Origin of the sequence: Methylobacterium sp. Leaf85, from assembly GCF_001422125.1 — a bacterium.
Lineage (GTDB): Bacteria > Pseudomonadota > Alphaproteobacteria > Rhizobiales > Beijerinckiaceae > Methylobacterium > Methylobacterium bullatum.
On the sequence record NZ_LMME01000033.1, the window covers coordinates 90,686 to 109,959 of the forward strand.

The window sequence follows — 19,274 nt, forward strand, 5'->3', positions numbered from 1 at the left end:
ATGCCGCTCCGTCGCCTCCTGCCGGCCGTCTGTATCGGCAGCCTCGTCCTCGCCCTGATCGCTGCCTGCCTGCCCTGGTCCGTCGCCTCCGCGCGCCTCACGCGGGGCGTCGGCAAATCGCTGGCGACCGGTTACGGAATCGCGATGACGGCCGGGGGGCGGGCAGGCATCGCCCTGCTGCCCATTCCACGGCTGGATTTCGAGGGAGTCCGTCTCAGTGCCGGGACGGTCGACGGGCCGCTTCTCGCCGAGGGCGGAACGCTCACCCTCAAGCTCGGGATCCGCGCCCTCCTCGCCGGCCGTATCGAGATCGATACCCTCTCCCTCGAGCGCACCACGATCACCCTCCCCGTCGATGACGGGGACCGGCGTTGGGTCGAGCCGTTCCGCCGGCTCAAGGCGCGCCTGACCGAGGGCGGCGCGTCGCGTCCCCGTCGCATCAGCCTCACGGATGCGATCCTGGTGGGGCGCGATCCGCGCGACGGCAGTGCCCAGACCGCCAGCGACGTCGATCTGGTCCTCGCCTGGCCGTTCTGGAGTTCGCAGACCAACGTCGCGGGAAGCTTCGTCTGGAACGAGACTCCCACCCGGTTCTCGCTCTCCGGGGTTCGTCTGGACGAGCTGTTCTCGGGCCGTGAATCCCCGTTCTCCGCCAGCGCGACCTGGCCCGCAGGCCAGATGACGGCGGAGGGAAGCGGCAGCCTCGCCGACGGGGTATCGCTTCGCGGCCAGGGCAGCCTGCAGACCCGTTCCCTGCGCGAGACTTTGGCCTGGGCGGGGACGGACATCGCCCTGTCGCCGTTGCTCGATACCTTCGCCATAGACGGTACGTTCGAGAGTTCGGGCCGCAACCTGCTCCTGCCGACCATGCGTCTACGGCTCGGTGACAACAGCCTGGAAGGTGCCGGCTCGATCAGCTTCGGCCAGGGCCGCCCGGCCCTGCAGGCGACCCTGGCGGCGGAGAACCTGAACCTCGCCCCCGTTCTGGCCACCCTGGTCCGGGTCTTCGGCTCGGACGACACGCTGAACGCCAACGGCTGGAGCCGGCAGAGCCTGGCCCTGCGGCCCTTCACCGGCGGCGACCTCGATCTGCGTCTCTCGGCGGGCAGTGCCCGCCTCGGCCCGGTGGTGATGGAGGATCTCGCATCCAGCCTGCTGGTGCGCGACGGCAGCGTCGAGGGCTCTCTCGTCCGCGCGATGGTGAGGGGCGGCCTCGTCAAGGGACGGTTCGGCCTCACCACCTCCGCCACCGATCGCGGCGAGACCGAACTGCGTGCGCAGGGGGCTTTCGACCAGCTCGATCTCGGTGCCTTCCTGGTCGATGTCGGGCAGGAGGGCTGGATCCTGGGCAATGCCCAGGGGCACTTCATCCTTGAGGGATCGGGCCGTACCGCCGCCGGGCTGATCGCTCACCTCAATGGACGTTCGTCCTTGGCCATGGAGAACGGCACCCTCGCCGGCCTCGACCTCGCCGACGTGATCCACCGCAACGGCGTCGCCGCCGATGGCGCCCTGGTCCGCCGGAACGGCCGTACGCCCTTCGAACGCGCTGGGGTGGTGCTGCGCTTCGTCGACGGGATCGGCGAGATCACGGATGGAATGCTGAAGACCACGTCGCTGTCCGCATCGCTGCGCGGAACCCTGTCGCTGCCGGAGCGGACCCTCGCCGCCAGGGCGGAACTGACACCGCGTGTATCCACCGACACCGTCCTGCGGTCGGTCTCACCCAAGAACCTGTCTTCGGCCCCGGCGCAGGGGCCGCTCTTCGACATCGACGGTCCCTGGGACGCCGTCGCCGTTCGCGTCATCCCGCGGGAGGGCGGTTCCGACCTCGACTCCCGGGGCGGCTCGATCCTGGCTCCCGATGCGATGCAGGGGGCGCGGACGGGGGCGCTCGACCTGCCGACGCGGGTGCGCGCCTACGTGCCCTGAGCGCTGGCGGAGGGGCGGCCGGTGAGGAAGGACGCCGTCAACACGACGAGGGTGACGCCGCCGACCAGAAGTGTCGAGGCGGCGTTGATCTCCGGGTTCACGCCAAGGCGGACCTGACTGTAGAGCCGCATCGGCAACGTCGTCGCCCCCGGCCCCGAGACGAAGCTCGCGATGACGAGGTCGTCGAGGGAAAGGGTGAAGGCGAGGAGGAACGCCGCCGCCAGGGACGGTGCGATCAGCGGCAGGGTGACGGTGGCGAAGACGCGGATGGGTCCTGCTCCCAGATCCGCCGCCGCCTCCTCCAGGGAGCGGTCGAGCCCCTTCAACCGGGCGCCCACCACCACGGCGACGAAACCGAGGCCGAGGGTGGCGTGGGCGACGACCAGGGTCACGAGGCCACGGTCGAGGCCGAGCCCGACGAAGAGCAGCAGCAGCGACAGGCCGGTGATCACCTCCGGCATCACCATCGGCGCGTAGACGAGGCCGGTGAAGGCGCCCCGTCCGGTAAAGCGGCCGCTGCGGTCGAGAGCCAGCGCCGCCAGGGTGCCGAGGACGGTCGCCACCAGGGCGGCGAGCGACGCCACTTTCAGGGAAACGAGGGCGGCGGCGATGAGCGGGCCGTCGTTCACGAGCACTCCGTACCAGCGTGTGGAGAACCCGCCCCAGACCGTCACGAGGGACGAGGCGTTGAACGAGAAGACGACGAGGACGGCGATCGGCGCGTAGAGGAAGGCGAGCCCGAGCCCGAGGCTGATCCGGTTGAGCGGACTCATCGGCCGACCTCCCCGCGCCCGCGTTCGGCATCCCGGAACAGCACGATCGGTCCGACGATGAGGACGAGGAGCAGCACCGCCACCGCCGAGGCGAGCGGCCAGTCCCGGTTGGAGAAGAACTCGCTCCACAGGACGCGGCCGAGCATCAGCGTGTCCGAGCCGCCGAGGAGATCGGGGATGATGAACTCGCCCACCATCGGAATGAAGCAGAGGAGCGCGCCCGCGACGATGCCGGGCCGGGCCAGCGGCAGCGTGACGGTCCAGAACGCCCGCGCCGGCGAGGCCCCGAGATCGGCGGCGGCCTCCGTCAGGGTCGGGTCGAGGCGGGAGAGCACCGCGTAGAGCGGCAGCACCATGAAGGGCAGGTAGGCATAGGTCAGCCCGATCATCACCGCCGCCGGCGTGTTCAGGATGTCCAGGGGGCGGGCGATGAGACCGGTCCAGACGAGGCCGGCATTGAGCAGGCCCTCGGGCTTCAGGATCGCGATCCAGGCATAGATGCGGATGAGGAAGCTCGTCCAGAACGGCACGATCACCAGGGCGACGAGGAGCGGCTGGAGCCGGGCCGGCGAGCGGGCCAGGGCATGGGCGACGGGCGTGCCGAGGATCACCAGGATCGCCGTCGCCGTGGCCGCATAGACCAGGGAGGACAGGGCCGCGTCGCGATACAGGCTGTCCCCGGCCAGGGTCTCGAAATTGGCGAAGTCCAGGGCTTCGAGGAACGCGCCCCATCCATCGATCCCGGCGCTCCAGTCGAGCACCGGCAGGTAGGGCGGCTGCGCCGTCGCCGGCGAGGACAGGCTGATCTTGAGGGTGATGAGGCAGGGCAGCAGCACGAAGGCGGCGAGCCATAGATACGGCGCAACCGGGAGGAGCCGCTTCATCACGCCGCCATGACCGTCGCGGCGTCGGGGGTGAAGGACAGGCGGACCGGGACGCCGCCGTCGATCCCGGCTCCGGCCGGCAGGGTCGCGCGGATCGTGCTGCCGTCCACCATGCGGATCTGGAGACGGATGCGGTCGCCGAGATAGGTCGAGGCCTCGACGTGCCCGTCGAGGGCGTTGCGATCCCCGGTGGCCATCGGATCGACGGGTGAAGCCCCGATGCGCTCGGGGCGCAGGGCGACCAGCGCGGGGGCGCCGGCGGCCGGGGCGCCCTCCCCGAGGGCGAGGACCGGACCGAGGGCGGTCTCGACCCGCACCAGCGCCCCGTCGGTTTCCCCGACCGTCCCCGGAATGAGGTTCACGTCGCCCAGCAGCCCGGCGACGAAGCGATTGACCGGCCGTTCGTAGAGCGTCTCGGGCCGGCCGATCTGGACGAGACGGCCCTTGTCCATCACGCCGATCCGGTCCGCGAGCGCCATGGCCTCGGAAGGGTCGTGGGTGACGATGACGAAGGCGGTGCCGAGGCGGCGCTGGATTGCGCGCAACTCCCCCTGGGTCTCCTCGCGAAGCCCCCTGTCGAGGGCGCCGAGGGGCTCGTCGAGGAGGAGCACCTTCGGTTCGCGCGCCAGGGCGCGTGCGAGGGCGACGCGCTGGCGCTGGCCTCCGGACAGGGTCTCGGGTGCCCGGTTCCCGAATTCGTCCATCCGCACCAGGCGCAGCAACGCGTCCACGCGGGCGGAAGCGGCTGAACGGCCGAGGCCTTTCAGCCCGTAGGCGATGTTGCGCGCGACGCTGAGATGGGGAAACAGCGCATAGGACTGGAACATCATGTTCACCGGCCGCCTGTGCGGGGCGAGGCCGGTGAGATCGGTGCCGTCGAGGCGGATCGCCCCGCCCGTGGGCGTCTCGAACCCGGCGATCAGGCGAAGCAGGGTGCTCTTGCCGCAGCCGGAGGGGCCGAGCAGGCACAGGATTTCGCCCGACGGCATGTCGAGCGAGAGATCCGCCACCGCATCATGGGTGCCGAACGTCTTCGTCAGCCGTTGGAGGGTGAGGAACGGGACCACGGCGTTCCGCGCCGTCAATTGTCCTCGCGCAAGGCTTCGGCCACCCGCGCCTCCAGCAGGTCGGGCCGGCGGATGACGAGGGCGCCACGGGTCCGGTCGATCAGGCCATCGGCCGCCATCACGGTGAACTCGCGGGTCACCTGCTCGCGCCGGCAGCCGATGCGGGCGGCCAGCACGTGGTGATAGGGCGGCGGCGTCACCACCCGTTCGCCGTCGCCGCCGGCGCGCGGCACGGACAGGCGCAGCAACTCGGCATAGAGGCGGTGGCGCAGGTCGAGGAGCGCGTGTTCCATCAGCCGCGTGTTGAGTTCGCGCACGCGCTTGGCGAGCAGGCGGAACAGACGGTCGGCGATAGCCTCGGAGGCGAAGATCATCTGCCGGAAGATCGGGGCCGGGACGACACAGACCTCACCGCGGGTCAGGGCGGTGACGTTGGCCGAGCGGCCGATTCCGTCGAGGGCCGCGAGCTCGCCGAAGAACGCGCCGCCCCGCATCTCGCCGAGGATCACTTCCTTGCCCGATTGCGAGCGGTTGAGGATGCGGACCTCGCCGGAGGCGAGGAAATAGACGTCGGTGGAGATGTCGTCGTAATCGACGAGGACTTCGTTCTCGTCGAACCGGCGCCAATGGCAACGGGTCTCGTAGGTCGACAGCTCGATTCCCGGCTCCTTGAAGAAGGGGATTGTCGCCAGCCGTCCTGCGGTCACGGGTATCGTCTCCTAAAGCGGGTGATCGTTAAGCTGCCGGTCCCGTGGGTCAACCCATTCCGGCGGCCCATCCCTACCAAAAAGTCGGTCCGCCGGATTTAGGGGTCCGCTGCGGCTTCGCGATCGTGCGGAGGAAAGCGCCCTCTCCTCGCGCGTAGTTTACCTGCCTTTGCGATCGAGCGGGGTTACGATAGGCGCACGCCGGAAATGAACACCCTGTCTCATGACAATCCCGGTTGATCGCTCCGGGAGCCGAGACGTGCTGGTAAGGTCAGCGTCATCGAGAGACGTCGCGGGCGCGACCCGTCAGCCGGGGCCACCCAGGATCGAGGCGGACGTCCCCTCGCCGTGGTGGACGCGAGACGTCGCGGCCAATTCCCCCGCCCCATCGATCCAGGCCGCGCACGACGTGGCGCCGGCGAGTGCGCGCCAACGGCAGGCGACCCTGTCCGCGAGCGTCCGTCTGACGGGCTACGGCCTTCATACCGGGCGCCGCGTCACGGTCACCGTCGCGCCCGCCGGCGACGACCACGGCATCGTGTTCCGACGCGATCTCGGCCGTGGCCGCACGGTGGATGTGCCGGCCCTGTGGACTTTTCGCGAGACGCAACCGCTCTGCACCGCCCTTCGCTCGCCCCACGGACCCCTGGTCCGGACCGTGGAGCATCTTCTGGCCGCGCTCTACGCCCATCGCATCGACAACGCGCTGGTCTCCCTCGACGCGGAGGAACTGCCGATCTTCGACGGGGGCGCCCTGCCCTGGTGCGAGGGTTTGCGCGCGAGCGGCCGGACCGAGAGCGACGCGCCGCTGCGCAGCATCCGGGTGCTGCGGCCGGTCGAGGTCCGCCAGGACCACCGGACATTGAGGATCGCGCCGGCGGATGCGCTTCACCTCTCCGGTCGTCTCGAACTCTCGCGTTTCGACCCCATGCACTGGTCCGGCACGATCACCCCGGAGGTGTTCACCGAGCAGCTGGCTCCCTCGCGCAGTTTCGGGCGGGCCAAATGGGCGATTCCGGCCAAGATCTACGGGATGCTCCTGCGCAAGCCGCTGCTGCGGGGGGCGAACCTCTCTTCGACCGCCTGTATCGTCGGCGGGCGGATCATCGGCGGGATGACGGTGCCCGACGAGCCGGTGCGCCATCGCATGCTCGACCTCGTGGGCGATCTGGCGCTGGCGGGATACCCGATCCTCGGCCGGATCGAGGCCGCGCATACGGGGCACGAGCTGAACCACGCCCTGGTCGCGGCCCTGATGAACGATCCCGCCGCCTGGGAGCTGACCTGACCAGGGGGCCGCGGGGGCGTCTCAGCCGAGTCCGGCCAAGGCCAGCACGATCGCCAGGACGAGGGGGAGCGCCACCCCGGCGATCACGGTCTGGGTCGCCGTGATCCCTGCCATCAGCGGCGCGTCCCCGCCGAGCTGGCGCGATAGGATGTAGGACGACGAGGCGGTCGGCAGGGTCTGGAACAGCAGGGCCGTCACCGCGGCCGGCCCCTTGAGCCCCAAGGCGAGGCAGGCCAGGATCGTGGCAGTCGGCATCAGCCCGAACTTGATCAGGGACGCCACGGCGACCGGCCTGATCCAGCTTCGCGCCGATCCGAAATCGAGGGCGGCCCCGACGCAGAGCAGGCCCAGCGGCAGCGACGCCTGGCCCAAGGCTCGCAGCATCGGCTCGAGTCCCGGCGGCAGGCCGAGTCCCGAGGCCTGGAGCGCGATGCCGCCCAGGCTGCCGAGGACCAGCGGATTGAGGGCGATCTGCCGCGCGAGGCCGAGGGCCGAGGGTCGGCCCGCCGTGCCGAAACGGGCGAAGACCAGAACGCAGAGGACGTTGACCGTCGGCACGATCGCGGCGTTCGCCACTGCCGCCAGCGCGACGCCCTGGGCGCCGTAGAGACCCGCCGCCGCCGAGACCCCCACATAGTTGTTGAACCGGATCCCACCCTGGAACACCGAGGTGAAGGCCGGGCCGCCGAAGCCGAGGCGTGGCCGGGCCGCCAGCGTCAGGCCCGCCACCGCCAGGGTCGAGAAAACCAGGACCAGGGCGAGCGCACCCACCGGGACGTCGGCGAGGCGTGCGGTGGCGAGGCTGTCCAGGAGAAGGCTCGGCAGCAGCACGTAATAGGCGAGGCGTTCGGCCTGCGGCCAGAAGCCCTCGGCGAGGAAGCCGAGGCGGCGCAGGGCCGCGCCGAGACCTATGAGGAGCGCGATCGGAACGAGGGCGGCGAGAAGCGTCACGGTCATGGCGGCCGGATTACAGCGCTCCGCCCCCGCCGGATACGGCACCCTGCTGCCCTCGCCTCGTGACGCTCCCCTTGCAACCCTTGCCGCGCGCCGCCAGAAGCCTTCCATGCTCCGCGTCAACGACCTCACCTACCGCATCGGCGAACGCCTGATCCTCGACGGCGCCACCTTCGTCATTCCGGACCGGGCCCGCGTCGGTCTCGTGGGCCGCAACGGCGCGGGCAAGACGACGTTGTTCAAGGCGATCCTCGGCGAGTTGCCCACCGAGGGCGGCACCGTGTCGATGCCCAAGGGCATGCGCATCGGGGCCGTGGCGCAGGAGGCCCCGGCCGGCCCTGAAACGCTGCATGCCGTGGTGCTCGCCGCCGATACCGAGCGGGCGCGCCTGATGGCGGAAGCGGAGCACGCCGACGGCCTGCGCCGGGCCGAGATCGAGACGCGCCTCGTCGATATCGAAGCGCATTCGGCGCCCGCCCGCGCCGCGGCCATCCTGCACGGCCTCGGCTTCGATGCGGAGGCGCAGGGGCGGCCCTGCTCCGACTTCTCGGGCGGATGGCGCATGCGCGTGGCGCTGGCCGCCGTGCTGTTCTCGGAGCCCGACCTGCTCCTCCTCGACGAGCCCACCAACTACCTCGACATCGAGGGCACGATCTGGCTCTACGACTATCTCGAGCGCTATCCGCGCACCGCCGTCATCATTTCCCATGACCGCGACCTGCTCGACGAATGCGTCGATCACATCCTGCATCTCGACCGCGGCAAGCTCAGTATCTATCGGGGTGGCTACACCTCCTTCGCCCGTCAGGTGGCCGAGAAGCGCGTGCTGCAGTCCAAGGCCAAGGCCAAGCAGGATGCGGAGCGGGCGCATCTCCAGAGCTTCGTCGACCGGTTCAAGGCGAAGGCCACGAAGGCGCGCCAGGCCCAGTCCCGCGTCAAGCGCCTCGCCAAGATGGAGATCATCGCCTCGGTGATCGAGGACGATGTGCCGGCCTTCCGCCTGCCGAGCCCCGAACGTCCGCTCTCCCCGCCCATCGTCGCCATGGAGCGGGTACAGGCGGGCTACCCGGACCGCATCGTCCTGTCTGGCCTGAATCTCAGTCTCGCCCCCGACGACCGGGTCGCGCTTCTGGGCGCCAACGGCAACGGCAAGTCCACCTTCTGCAAGCTCATCGGCGGGCGCCTGCCTCCCTTGAGCGGCGAGATGCGGCGTTCGGGCAAGATGGAAGTTGCCTATTTTGCCCAGCACCAGCTCGACGAATTGCGCCCGGCCGAGAGCGCCTACGCCCATGTCCGCGACCTGATGCCGGACGTGCCGGAATCGAAGGCCCGCGCCGCCGCCGCCCGGCTCGGCTTCTCGGGCACCAAATCCGAGACGCCGGTCTCGCAGCTCTCGGGCGGTGAGAAAGCGCGCCTGCTGATGGGCCTCGCGGCCTTCAAGGGGCCGCATCTCCTCATCCTCGACGAGCCCACCAACCATCTCGACATCGAGAGCCGCCAGGCACTGGTGGAGGCGATCAACGACTACGAGGGCGCGGTCATTCTGGTGAGCCACGACCGCTTCCTGGTGGAGGCCTGCGCCGACCGGCTCTGGCTCGTGGCGAACGGCAGCGTGAAGGCCTTCGACGGGGACATGGACGATTACCGCCGCTTCGTCCTCGCCGGCCCCGAACGCGAGGCTCAGACGAGCGCGTCCGAGGCGACCGGCGGGGTGAAGGCGCTGGAGCGCCGCTCCAACGCCGACCGCCGCGTGGCTCTGGCCCCCCTGCGCAAGAAGCTGGAGGGCGTCGAGGCGCGGATGAAGAAGCTCACCGACGCCATGACCAAGATCGACGCGGCGCTCGCCGACGGCACCGCCTTCCAGACCAATGCCGCCAAGGCCGGAGAACTCGCCAAGATGCGCTCCGACGCCGCCGCCGCCCTGGAAGCGGCGGAGGAGGAATGGCTGGAACTCAGCGGCGAGATCGAGGGCGCGACGGCGTAGCGAGGGGTAAGCCTGGATCGACCGGGCAGCCTTCGCGTTTCTCGCAGACGATTCCCTACCCGGACGAGACGATGACCGCACCGATCCGCCGCGACAGGCCTGCATCCCGCGTGAGCCTCGCCGCCAAGCTCGCCCTCCTGCCCCTCGGCGCGGCGGGCGCCTGGATCGCCTATAGCCGGTTGGGGATCGACCACGATCAGACGCTGCATCCCGCCCTGCCGGGACGGCACGAGCGCCTGGAAACCCTGGCCGGGGATATCGGCCTTTATGGCGACGCCACCGCGCCGGGCGTTCCGCTGCTGCTGATCCACTCCGTCAACGCGGCGGCGAACGCCTATGAGATCCGACCGCTCTACCGGCATTACGCGGAGAGCCGCCCGGTCTATGCCCTCGACCTGCCGGGCTTCGGTTTCTCGGAGCGCAGCGACCGGGTCTACACGCCCCGCCTGATGTCCGATGCGATCCAGGCCGTCACCGCCGAGATCCGTGCTCGACACGGCGGCGGGAAGATCGATGCCGTCGCCCTGTCCCTGTCCTGCGAATACCTCGCCGCCGCCGCTCTCGAGGCGCCGGGCGATTATCGCAGTCTCGGCCTCATCAGCCCCACCGGCTTCGATTCCCGCTTCGTCGGCCGGCACCGCGACCGGACCCGGCACGGCGGCGCCGTCGCCCGCGCCATGCTGAACGCGCCGCTCTGGGGGGAGCCGCTGTTCGATCTCCTCGTGAGCCGGCCGAGCATGCGCTTCTTCCTGGAAAAGACCTGGGGCTCGAAGGACATCGACGAGGGCCTGCTCGCCTACGATCACGCCTCGGCGCATCGTCCGGGCGCGCGGCATGCGCCGTTCTCGTTCCTGTCCGGTGCCCTGTTTCCCGATGCGCCGGGGCGGTTCTACGAGGCGCTCGCCCTCCCGGTCTGGATGATCCACGGGGTGCGCGGGGATTTCGTCGATTACCGCCATGCCGACCGTGTCGCCGGCCGCCCGAACTGGACCGTCGATGTCCTGCCCACCGGGGCCTTCCCGCATTTCGAGGATCTGGCGGCGGTGACGCGGCACTACGATGCGTTCCTGGCCGACAGCGAGGGGTGAGGCCGGGGCTGGTCCGGCATCGACGGCCGGGCTACGTCCGGTATGACCCGTGACCTCATCCCTAGGTTAAGCCGATGCCCGACCTGACCCTCGCCGCCGCCCAGACCATCGTCGCCACCGCCCTCGAGACGGCGCGCGGGCACGGCCTGAAGCCCCTCGCGGTGGTGGTCTACGATGCGCGCGGGGCGCTCAAGGCCATGGCCGCCGAGGACGGGACGTCCCTGCGCCGGGCGGAGGTCGCCATGGGCAAGGCCAATGGCTGCCTGGCGCTGGGCCTCGGCGGGCGCGCGATCCACAAACGGGCGGAGGAGCAGGCCTATTTCGTGGCGGCCGTGAGCCATCTCGTCGGTCCGGCCGCGTTGGTGCCGGTGCCGGGCGGCGTCCTGATCCGCGACGGCGAAGCGGTCGTCGGCGCCGTCGGCATTTCGGGCGATACCTCCGACAACGACGAACTCTGCGCGCTCGCCGGGATCGAGGCGGCCGGATTCACCGCGCAGACCGGCGCCTGAGCGCCGCCATGCGCATGGACCGGCGCGCCTGCCTTCTCGGCGGCGGCGCCCTGCTCGTGGCAGGAACCGGTCCGGCGCGTGCGGCGGCCTCGCCCGTCTACCGGCGCGGCAACGATGCCGATCCGGAAACCCTCGATCCGCACAAATCCTCCACCGTGGCGGAGGCGCATATCCTGCGCGACCTCTACGAGGGGCTGCTGACCTACGACAATCACGGCGCCATCATCCCGGGCGCCGCGACGCACTGGACCGTCTCCGATGACGCCCTGACCTACACGTTCCACCTGCGCGAGAACGGACGCTGGTCGAACGGCGATCCCGTGGTGGCGGCGGATTTCGTCTTCGGTCTGCGCCGGATCATGGCCCCGGAGACGGCGGCGAAATATGCCGAGGTGCTGTATCCACTCAAGAACGCCCGCGCCGTGAACCAGGGTGAGGCCGCACCCGAGACGCTCGGCGTGACCGCGCCGGATGCCCGTACCCTCGTCGTCACCCTCGACCGGCCGACGCCCTACCTCCTCGAACTTCTCACCCACCAGACCTCGCTGCCGGTCCACCCGCCCTCGATCGCCCGGTTCGGCGATGCCTTCACCCGGCCGGGCAACCTCGTCAGCAATGGTGCCTACGCCCTCGTGGACATGGTGCCGAACGACCGCATCACCTTGCGGCGCAACCCCTATTTCCATGCGGCGGCCGGCGTCTCCATCGAGACCGTGGCCTTCCTGCCGACGCCCGACCTGTCCAGCGCGGTCCGCCGCTACGCCGCCGGCGAGATCGATTCCCTGGCCGATCTGCCGGGCGACCAGATGGCCTCCCTCAAGGCGAGGTTCGGCGATCAGGTCGTCCTCGGCCCGTCGCTCGGGCTCTATGCCCTGGCCGTCAACACCCGAAAGCCCCCCTTCGACGACGTCCGCCTGCGCCGGGCGCTGTCCCTGGTGATCGACCGGGAGTTTCTGGCCGAGAGGCTGTGGGGCGAGACCATGGCGCCGGCCTATTCCCTGTGCCCGCCGGGCCTCGACAATTACCGCGCGCCGCCGGAAATCGAAGGCCGCAGCGCCATGCCCATCGACCGCGAGGAGGAGGCGCGGTCGTTGCTCGCCGAGGCCGGGTTCGGCCCGGGCGGCAAGCCCCTCCGGGTCGAGTATCGCTTCAACAGCACCGACAACAACCGCAACACGGCAGTCGCCATCGCCGACATGTGGCGGGGCATCGGCGTCGACACGCGCCTCGTCTATACCGATGCCAAGACCCATTTCGCCTATCTGCGCGACGGCGGCGATTTCGATGTCGCCCGCATGTCCTGGGTCGCCGATTACTCCGATCCGCAGAACTTCCTGTTCCTGCTGGAGACCGGCAATGAAGGGGTCAACCCCGGCCGTTACGGCAATCCGAACTATGACGGGCTGATGCGCGAGGCGGCCGCCGAGCGGGATCTCGGCAAACGGGCCGACCTCCTGTTCCGGGCCGAGACGATCATGCTCGACGATTTGCCTTGGATCCCGGTGCTCCACACCCGGTCGAAGGCGCTGATCTCGCCCCGTCTCACCGGCTATCACCCGAACCCGCGCAACGCGTCGCCGACGCGCTTCCTGAGGCTCGAACCGTGAGGCCGGCGGCGGCATGATCGGCCTCATCCTGCGCCGCCTCGCCCAGGCGGTCCCGACCCTGTTCCTCGTGGTCACCGGCAGCTTCTTCCTGATCCGCCTCGCCCCCGGAGGGCCGTTCGACCTGGAACGTCCGCTGCCGCCGGCGGCGATGCGCAACCTCGCCGCCATCTACGGCCTCGATCAGCCGCTGATCGTCCAGTACGGGCGCTATCTCGGCGCGCTGATGCGGGGCGACCTCGGCCCGTCCTTCTCGTTCCGCGATTTGACCGTGGCCGACCTGTTCGCGCGCGGCCTGCCCGTCTCCATGACCCTGGGTGGCCTCGCCCTCGTCCTGGCGCTGGCCTGCGGGATCGGCTTAGGGAGCTGGGCCGCTCTCCGTCGCGGCGGATGGATCGACCGGACCATCGGCCTTCTTGCCGGGCTGACCCTGGCGGTGCCCAACTTCGTCGTGGCGCCGCTGCTCCAGATCGTGTTCGGGCTGACCCTGCGCTGGCTCCCCGTGGGAGGCTGGGAGGGCGGCGCGCCCTCGCATCTCGTGCTTCCCGTCCTCACCCTCGCCCTGCCGCAGATCGGCGCCATCGCCCGCCTGACGCGGGTCTCGCTCAACGAGACCCTGAACGCCCAGCCGGTCCGCACCATGCGCGCCATGGGCCTGCCGCCCCACCGCATCGCCCGCCATGCCCTGCGCGGGGCGCTGCTGCCGGTGGTGTCCGTCCTCGGGCCGACCGCCGCCGCGCTGCTCACCGGCTCCGTCGTGGTGGAGACGGTCTTCGGCCTGCCCGGCATCGGCCGCGCCTTCGTCGACGGGGCGCTCAACCGTGACTACACCCTGGTGATGGGGACCGTGGTGCTGGTGGCCGTGTTCGTCACCCTCCTCAACATCGTCGCCGACATCGTCTGCGCCCTTCTCGATCCGCGCCTGAGGACGGCCCGATGAGGCGCGCATGGACCCGGTTCGCGCGCAATCGCGGCGCCCTCGCCGCCCTCCTGCTTCTCATCGCGATGACGCTCGCCTGTCTCGTCGGGCCGCGTCTCACCGGCCACGAGCCGGGGCGGATCTACCCCGACCTCGTGCGCACCGCGCCGGGCCTCGCCGCCCATCCCGAACCCGACGAGATCGCCCCCGCCCTCACCCGCCTCGCCTTCCGCATGCGGCTCGCGGTCTCGGACATCGCGGTCACCGGCGACACGGTCCGCATGGTGTTTTCGGGTGTCTCCAAGCCCAACGATGCCAAGCCCAACGATGCTAAGTCCTTCGATACGAAGCCCATCGACGAACGGGTCCTGGTCTACCTGCCCCGCTCGGACCTGTTCGGCCCCGCCTCCATCGTCGAGCGCCGGGACGGGGGGCGCCGCCTCGTGGTCGAGGCTCCCCTGCGCCGCCTGCGCTTCCTCATGGGCACCGACATGCTGGGGCGGGACGTCCTCACCCGGAGTCTCGTCGCCGGGCGGGTCTCCCTCCTCATCGGGGCCGTCGCCACGGTCGTGGCGCTCCTCGTCGGGGTCGCCTACGGAGCGCTCGCCGGCTATCTCGGCGGCGTGGCCGACGCGGTGATGATGCGCGTCGTCGACATGCTCTACGCGCTGCCCTTCGTCTTCTTCGTGATCATGCTGCTGGTGTTCTTCCGCTCCGGGCTGGGGCTCATCCTGGTGGCCATCGGCGCGGTGGAATGGCTCGACATGGCCCGCCTCGTCCGCGCCCAGACCCTCTCCCTGCGGCATCGCGATTTCGTCCGTGCGGCCGAGGCCCTCGGCTTGTCCACGGCGGCGATCCTGCGCCGGCACATCGTCCCCAACACCCTCGGCCCCGTCACGGTGGCGGCGACCCTCCTCGTGCCCAAGGTGATCCTGCTGGAGAGCTTCCTGTCGTTCCTCGGCCTCGGGGTGCAGGAACCGGCCACGAGCTGGGGCGCCCTCATCGCGGAGGGCGCGCGCGCCCTCGAATCCGCCCCGTGGATGCTCGCCGGCCCCGCCGCCTTCCTCGTCTCGACGCTGGTGGCCCTCAACGTCCTCGGTGACGGCCTCGGCGACGCCCTCGATCCCCGGATCGCCGGCAGGTGACGGCCTCGGGGCCGTGGCCCTACGGGATACGCACATCTGCTCGACGGACGTGTCTCTACCCATGAGGGTTCGGCATGAGGCGCGACGGGCTCCCTCTCCCGTTTGGGAGAGGGTTGGGGTGAGGGGCGTGGACTCACCGAAAAGGTCACACGTCACCCTGTCCCTCTCCTTCCAGGAGAGGGGACCCGTGGTGCCCGCGAGATGCGGGAATGCCGTAGGCCGTGGCCTGAGGGAAACAGGCATGGATCCCGCCGTCCTCGAATTTGGGGCGGGCAGGGAGCCCCGAGAACTGGCTATGCCACCGATCTCAGGTCGGCGATGTCCGCCGTGAAGGTGTGGATGCAGTTGCGTCCCCGAGATTTCGCCTCGTAGAGGGCACGGTCCGCGCGCTCGATGGTGTGGTCGATGTCCTTGTCGGACGAGTCCGCCTCGGCGATGCCGATGCTGATCGTCGCCAGAAGGCGATTGTTGTCGGGCTCGAACACGGTGCTGGCCACGCTCTGGCGAATGCGCTCCGCGATCAGCGCCGCGCCGACGGCGCTGCTGTCGCCGAGCAGGACGATGAACTCCTCGCCGCCGAAGCGCGCGACCTTGTCCGTCGTCCTGATGGTGTCGCTGATGATGGAGCCGACCTTGCGGATGACCACATCGCCCGCCGGGTGGCCGTAACGGTCGTTGACCCGCTTGAAATGGTCGATGTCGATCATCAGCACCGCAATGGGGCGGCGGTAGAGCTTGAAGGCGTTCAAGGCTTCCTTCGCGAGGGGAAGGAACGCGCGCCGGTTGAGGAGGCCCGTGAGAGCGTCCTTGTTGGCGATGAGCTGCAGGGCGTGGAGGTCGTCGCCGATGCGCCTGACCCGGTCCTGCGCGGCCTGCACCGCCCGGGACGCTTCGGTCTCGACGTCTCGCGCATCGGACTCGGCGGTGCCGATCCGTCTCAGCAGCGACCTGACGGCGGCGGACAGGCGCAGCACCTCGGGCGAGCCATGGACCCGCTCCGTCATCGTCGCATTCGGCTCGCGGCCGATCCGGTCCACCGCATCCGTGAGGTTCACGAGCGGGCGGCTCAGGCGCGTCACCACCAGGAAGATGCCGAGAACGCCCACCGCACCCGCGCCGAGGCCGATCAGGGTGATGAGGAGGGTCAGGCGATTGGCTCCCGCGAGCGCCGTATCCTCCGGCTGGAGGGCGACCACGATCCAGCCGAGACCGCTGTAGTCGCCCCGGCCGCGGGTGGCCGAGACGGCGGCGAGCCGTTTGCCGTCCGGGCCGCTCGCGATGAAATGTCCCGCCGCGAGATCGGCGGGGGAGTAGGGTGTGGTCCCGAGGTCCGGCCCGAGGAGCACGCGGCCGGTCCGGTCGAGGACGACGATCTCCTCCTTCAGCTCCGGCCTGCGCGAGGACAGGACTTCCCGTCGCACCACGTCCGCCCAGCTCCAGCTGAGATGGCTTCCCAGGACGCCGATGATCCGGCCCGACGCATCGGTGACGGGAGATGCGAAATCGACGAAGCGGAACGGGGTCTTGTCCCCGCTGGGCTTGAGCAGGCTCTGCAGCAAGGCCGCGACGTGAACGTCCTCGGCGACCGCGCCCTTCATCCCATCGATGAACCAGGGACGCTGGCCGACATTCGCGCCTTCCAGGATGCCGCCGGTCGCCGCGCGGACTTTCCCGGTCTCGTCGGCAAAGCCGATCCAGGCATAGTCCGGAAGGGTTTTCTGCATCGTCTGCAGCACCTTGCGCAGACTTCCGGTCTCTTCCATCCAGTGGGGCTGGAGCGGATCGAGGGCCGCCACGTTGCGAATCTCGCGCAGGCGCTCCGCCATGTCCTGGTCCAGGCGATCGGCGACGGAGCGGGCCACCTGCAGCAGGGCGTTCTGGGCCATATCGGTGGCTTGCCCGCGCGCCAGGAGCGCGGAGCCCAATGTGCTCGCGGCTACGATGGACAGGCCGACCGCACCGGCGAACAAGCTGATCTGGTGCCGCAGGGATATCTTGTCGGCGAGCCGTCCCAGCATCGATCCTGACCCTCAATCAGACCCGACCCTGCAACTCATAGGCTTGCGAGAACGTCAATCCATAGAGTCAATTTTTCGTATAAATGGCAGTTGTCGCATATCGGACATAGACGATGGGATGGTCCATTCGGCGGTGGTCGAGCATTGCATGGCGACCACAGTCACACTTTTAGCTATTGACGATGATACTATCAGTATATTTGCAATATGTAATCTTTAGGATGCGATTTTCATCATAGGTGTATCTAGGATGCAGTTGCTTCTATCTATATGTCCGCATTCATATGTAAATCGCTCGCATTAAGGCAATGTAGGGCAGATAATATGAGTCATTCAACAGCATCAATATTTTGATTATTGAGTTTGTTTCATTATTTACCGTTGTCCCGGTCGTATTACGCTGTAGTGGCGAGCCGCCATTGAGTCGCGCGAACCAGTCGCTCTTTGCCGGGCGGAGCGGCCGCCGAATGGTCGACCCAAGGTGGAGGCTCGTATCCGCGCCGTCGGCGCGCGCCTGCGCGGCCGGGCCGGATGCTCACCGGTCGGCCAGGAGGCCGGGATAGACCACCCGCACCGTGCGCCGCTCCGCCGGGATGTCGGCGCTCGGGCGGTCCTTGATCGCCGCACCGGTACTTCCCGTCGTCGTCACGTCGGCGGGGCGCAGGCGCCAGCCTTCGGCGCCGCGCGGCGGCCTGTGTGACGCCTCATTGGCGCGCAGCGGCGGCGGCGCGAGCGCGGCACCCGTAAGCACCGTGGTGGCGAGGATGGCGGAGAGGAGGCGGGGATTCATCGGTCGAGGCACCCGGAGACGCATGCTCCGAGTGAAGCGTGAACAGGTAAAGACGCCGACGGAACCGCGAGGCTTGGCCGTTCATTGCCAACAACATTCGTGTCCGAGAGTTAACGAGGCGTCGATGACGAGTATGGTCGAGGCAAAGCCGGGCTCCGCCCCGCCGGAGCGGGTTCCGATGGGCACGGTGATCGACACCGATATTTCCGCTCGTCTCGACCGGCTGCCCTGGGGACGCTTCCACATCCTCGTCATCGTGGCGCTGGGCATCACCTGGGTGCTCGACGGCCTCGAAGTCACCCTGGCGGGCTCCCTCGTGGGCGCCCTGCGGGCCGAGCCCATGAGCTTCACCGAGTTCGATATCGGCCTGGCGGCGAGTTCCTATCTCGTCGGCGCGGTGGTGGGCGCGCTCGGCTTCGGCTGGCTCACCGACCGGATCGGCCGCAAGAAGCTGTTCTTCATCACCCTGGCCCTGTACCTCGCCGCCACCGCGGCCACCGGCCTGTCCTGGAACATCTACAGCTTCTGCATCTTCCGGTTCCTCACCGGCGCGGGCATCGGCGGCGAATACACCGCCATCAACTCCACCATCCAGGAACTCGTCCCGGCCCGTGTGCGCGGCTGGACCGACCTCGTCATCAACGGGTCGTTCTGGATCGGGGCGGCCTTGGGCTCCTTCCTCTCCATCGCCGTGCTGCGCCCCGGCATGATCGACCCGGCCTGGGGTTGGCGCATCGCCTTCTTCGTCGGCGGCGGCATCGGCCTCGTGATCCTGCTGCTGCGGACATGGATCCCCGAGAGCCCGCGCTGGCTCGCCACCCACGGCTACGTCGCCGAGGCGGACCGGGTCGTCACCAGCATCGAGAAGCGTTTCACCGACGAGGGCATCACCCTGCCGCCGGTGGACGAATCCAAGCGGATGAAGCTGCGGACCCGCAGCCACACGCCGCTCAAGGAAGTCTTCGGCACCATGCTGGTCGGCTATCGCAAGCAGACCCTGGTGGGCCTCGCCCTGATGATCGCGCAGGCGTTCTTCTACAACGCGCTGTTCTTCACCTACGCCCTCGTGCTCCAGCGCTTCTACGGGGTGCCGGGGGACCATGTCGGCTGGTACCTGCTGCCCTTCGCGCTGGGCTCCTTCCTCGGCCCGCTGCTGCTCGGCCGGCTGTTCGACACGATCGGCCGCCGCCAGATGATCGCCTTCACCTACGGCATCTCGGCGGTGCTGCTCACCATCACCGGCTACCTGTTCAAGATCGAGGTGTTCGGTCCCGTGGGCCAGACGGCGGCCTGGATGGTGGTGTTCTTCTTCGCCTCCGCCGCCGCGAGCGCCGCCTACCTCACCGTGGCCGAGACCTTCCCGCTGGAGATCCGGGCGCTCGCCATCGCGGTGTTCTACGCGCTGGGCACCGGCATCGGCGGCGTCTCCGGCCCGCTCCTGTTCGGTGCCCTGGTGGAGACGGGGTCCCGCGACAACGTGCTGATCGGCTACGGCATCGGTGCCGCGCTGATGCTGATCGCCGCCATCGTCGGCGGCATCTGGGGCACGGCCGCCGAGGGCAAGTCCCTGGAGGATGTCTCGAAGCCGCTGGCGGCGGCCTGACGGCCGGGC

The 19,274-nt window shown here is 69.4% G+C and carries 16 protein-coding genes; 9 read left to right on the forward strand and 7 right to left on the reverse strand.

The window, feature by feature from the left end; translation table 11 throughout:
- Positions 1-1,932 carry an AsmA family protein gene (locus ASF08_RS20075; RefSeq protein WP_056149005.1) on the forward strand — a complete coding sequence of 644 codons (1,932 nt, stop codon included), beginning with the start codon at positions 1-3 and terminating at the stop codon, positions 1,930-1,932.
- Here ASF08_RS20075 and ASF08_RS20080 read toward each other — a convergent pair.
- The 4 genes from ASF08_RS20080 to ASF08_RS20095 are packed head-to-tail and all read right to left on the reverse strand — an operon-like array spanning position 1,920 to position 5,363.
- Positions 1,920-2,705 (reverse strand): ABC transporter permease, encoded by a 786-nt coding sequence (locus ASF08_RS20080; protein ID WP_056149008.1) that lies wholly within the window; start codon positions 2,703-2,705, stop codon positions 1,920-1,922. The two genes, ASF08_RS20075 and ASF08_RS20080, sit on opposite strands and share 13 nt — an antisense overlap.
- Positions 2,702-3,589 (reverse strand): ABC transporter permease, encoded by an 888-nt coding sequence (locus ASF08_RS20085; protein WP_056149010.1) that lies wholly within the window; start codon positions 3,587-3,589, stop codon positions 2,702-2,704. Before ASF08_RS20085 ends, ASF08_RS20080 begins: the two co-directional genes overlap by 4 nt.
- The gene (locus ASF08_RS20090) at positions 3,589-4,674 is read right to left on the reverse strand and encodes an ABC transporter ATP-binding protein (protein ID WP_056149012.1); all 1,086 of its coding nucleotides are present in this window, start codon (positions 4,672-4,674) and stop codon (positions 3,589-3,591) included. Before ASF08_RS20090 ends, ASF08_RS20085 begins: the two co-directional genes overlap by 1 nt.
- Entirely contained in the window at positions 4,671-5,363 is a 693-nt protein-coding gene (locus ASF08_RS20095; protein ID WP_018043200.1) for a Crp/Fnr family transcriptional regulator, read from the reverse strand. The genes ASF08_RS20090 and ASF08_RS20095 overlap by 4 nt, the downstream gene beginning before the upstream one ends.
- 409 nt (positions 5,364-5,772) lie before the next feature.
- Here ASF08_RS20095 and ASF08_RS20100 point away from each other — a divergent pair, with 409 nt between their 5' ends.
- Positions 5,773-6,651 carry a UDP-3-O-acyl-N-acetylglucosamine deacetylase gene (locus tag ASF08_RS20100; protein WP_056149014.1) on the forward strand — a complete coding sequence of 293 codons (879 nt, stop codon included), beginning with the start codon at positions 5,773-5,775 and terminating at the stop codon, positions 6,649-6,651.
- A gap of 21 nt (positions 6,652-6,672) precedes the next feature.
- Here the strand turns inward: ASF08_RS20100 and ASF08_RS20105 are convergent, their stop codons facing one another.
- Positions 6,673-7,608 (reverse strand): AEC family transporter, encoded by a 936-nt coding sequence (locus ASF08_RS20105; RefSeq protein WP_056149017.1) that lies wholly within the window; start codon positions 7,606-7,608, stop codon positions 6,673-6,675.
- Positions 7,609-7,714: 106 nt separating this feature from the next.
- Between ASF08_RS20105 and ASF08_RS20110 the strand changes: the two genes are divergently transcribed.
- The 6 genes from ASF08_RS20110 to ASF08_RS20135 all read left to right on the forward strand — a co-directional run bounded on the left by ASF08_RS20110 (position 7,715) and on the right by ASF08_RS20135 (position 14,854).
- Positions 7,715-9,589: an ABC-F family ATP-binding cassette domain-containing protein gene (locus ASF08_RS20110; RefSeq protein ID WP_056149019.1), complete on the forward strand. Its 1,875-nt coding sequence runs from the start codon at positions 7,715-7,717 to the stop codon at positions 9,587-9,589.
- A gap of 71 nt (positions 9,590-9,660) precedes the next feature.
- Complete coding sequence (locus ASF08_RS20115) at positions 9,661-10,677, forward strand: alpha/beta fold hydrolase (RefSeq protein ID WP_056149021.1); 1,017 nt, start codon at positions 9,661-9,663, stop codon at positions 10,675-10,677.
- A 74-nt stretch (positions 10,678-10,751) separates the two neighbouring features.
- Positions 10,752-11,186 (forward strand): GlcG/HbpS family heme-binding protein, encoded by a 435-nt coding sequence (locus ASF08_RS20120; protein WP_056149022.1) that lies wholly within the window; start codon positions 10,752-10,754, stop codon positions 11,184-11,186.
- Between the two features lie 8 nt (positions 11,187-11,194).
- Complete coding sequence (locus ASF08_RS20125; RefSeq protein WP_056149024.1) at positions 11,195-12,793, forward strand: peptide ABC transporter substrate-binding protein; 1,599 nt, start codon at positions 11,195-11,197, stop codon at positions 12,791-12,793.
- Positions 12,794-12,806: 13 nt separating this feature from the next.
- Positions 12,807-13,730, forward strand: a complete 924-nt coding sequence (locus ASF08_RS20130; RefSeq protein WP_056149026.1) for an ABC transporter permease — start codon at positions 12,807-12,809, stop codon at positions 13,728-13,730.
- The gene (locus ASF08_RS20135; RefSeq protein ID WP_056149028.1) at positions 13,727-14,854 is read left to right on the forward strand and encodes an ABC transporter permease; all 1,128 of its coding nucleotides are present in this window, start codon (positions 13,727-13,729) and stop codon (positions 14,852-14,854) included. The genes ASF08_RS20130 and ASF08_RS20135 overlap by 4 nt, the downstream gene beginning before the upstream one ends.
- A 293-nt stretch (positions 14,855-15,147) precedes the next feature.
- Here the strand turns inward: ASF08_RS20135 and ASF08_RS20140 are convergent, their stop codons facing one another.
- Entirely contained in the window at positions 15,148-16,872 is a 1,725-nt protein-coding gene (locus ASF08_RS20140) for a sensor domain-containing diguanylate cyclase (protein ID WP_018043191.1), read from the reverse strand.
- Between the two features lie 535 nt (positions 16,873-17,407).
- A complete protein-coding gene (locus ASF08_RS20145) occupies positions 17,408-17,662 on the reverse strand; it encodes a hypothetical protein (RefSeq protein WP_056149030.1) in 255 nt (84 codons plus the stop codon).
- Positions 17,663-17,786: 124 nt separating this feature from the next.
- Here ASF08_RS20145 and ASF08_RS20150 point away from each other — a divergent pair, with 124 nt between their 5' ends.
- Positions 17,787-19,265 (forward strand): MFS transporter, encoded by a 1,479-nt coding sequence (locus tag ASF08_RS20150; protein ID WP_056149032.1) that lies wholly within the window; start codon positions 17,787-17,789, stop codon positions 19,263-19,265.
- Positions 19,266-19,274 lie beyond the last annotated feature (9 nt).

Excerpts from the sequence above, each read along its gene's own strand:
- ASF08_RS20075 (WP_056149005.1), top strand. The coding sequence starts at position 1 with ATGCCGCTCCGTCGCCTCCTGCCGGCCGTCTGTATCGGCAGCCTCGTC.
- ASF08_RS20080 (WP_056149008.1), bottom strand. The coding sequence starts at position 2,705 with ATGAGTCCGCTCAACCGGATCAGCCTCGGGCTCGGGCTCGCCTTCCTC.
- ASF08_RS20085 (WP_056149010.1), bottom strand. The coding sequence starts at position 3,589 with ATGAAGCGGCTCCTCCCGGTTGCGCCGTATCTATGGCTCGCCGCCTTC.
- ASF08_RS20105 (WP_056149017.1), bottom strand. The coding sequence starts at position 7,608 with ATGACCGTGACGCTTCTCGCCGCCCTCGTTCCGATCGCGCTCCTCATA.
- ASF08_RS20110 (WP_056149019.1), top strand. The coding sequence starts at position 7,715 with ATGCTCCGCGTCAACGACCTCACCTACCGCATCGGCGAACGCCTGATC.
- ASF08_RS20115 (WP_056149021.1), top strand. The coding sequence starts at position 9,661 with ATGACCGCACCGATCCGCCGCGACAGGCCTGCATCCCGCGTGAGCCTC.
- ASF08_RS20120 (WP_056149022.1), top strand. The coding sequence starts at position 10,752 with ATGCCCGACCTGACCCTCGCCGCCGCCCAGACCATCGTCGCCACCGCC.
- ASF08_RS20125 (WP_056149024.1), top strand. The coding sequence starts at position 11,195 with ATGCGCATGGACCGGCGCGCCTGCCTTCTCGGCGGCGGCGCCCTGCTC.
- ASF08_RS20130 (WP_056149026.1), top strand. The coding sequence starts at position 12,807 with ATGATCGGCCTCATCCTGCGCCGCCTCGCCCAGGCGGTCCCGACCCTG.
- ASF08_RS20135 (WP_056149028.1), top strand. The coding sequence starts at position 13,727 with ATGAGGCGCGCATGGACCCGGTTCGCGCGCAATCGCGGCGCCCTCGCC.
- ASF08_RS20140 (WP_018043191.1), bottom strand. The coding sequence starts at position 16,872 with ATGCTGGGACGGCTCGCCGACAAGATATCCCTGCGGCACCAGATCAGC.
- ASF08_RS20145 (WP_056149030.1), bottom strand. The coding sequence starts at position 17,662 with ATGAATCCCCGCCTCCTCTCCGCCATCCTCGCCACCACGGTGCTTACG.
- ASF08_RS20150 (WP_056149032.1), top strand. The coding sequence starts at position 17,787 with ATGACGAGTATGGTCGAGGCAAAGCCGGGCTCCGCCCCGCCGGAGCGG.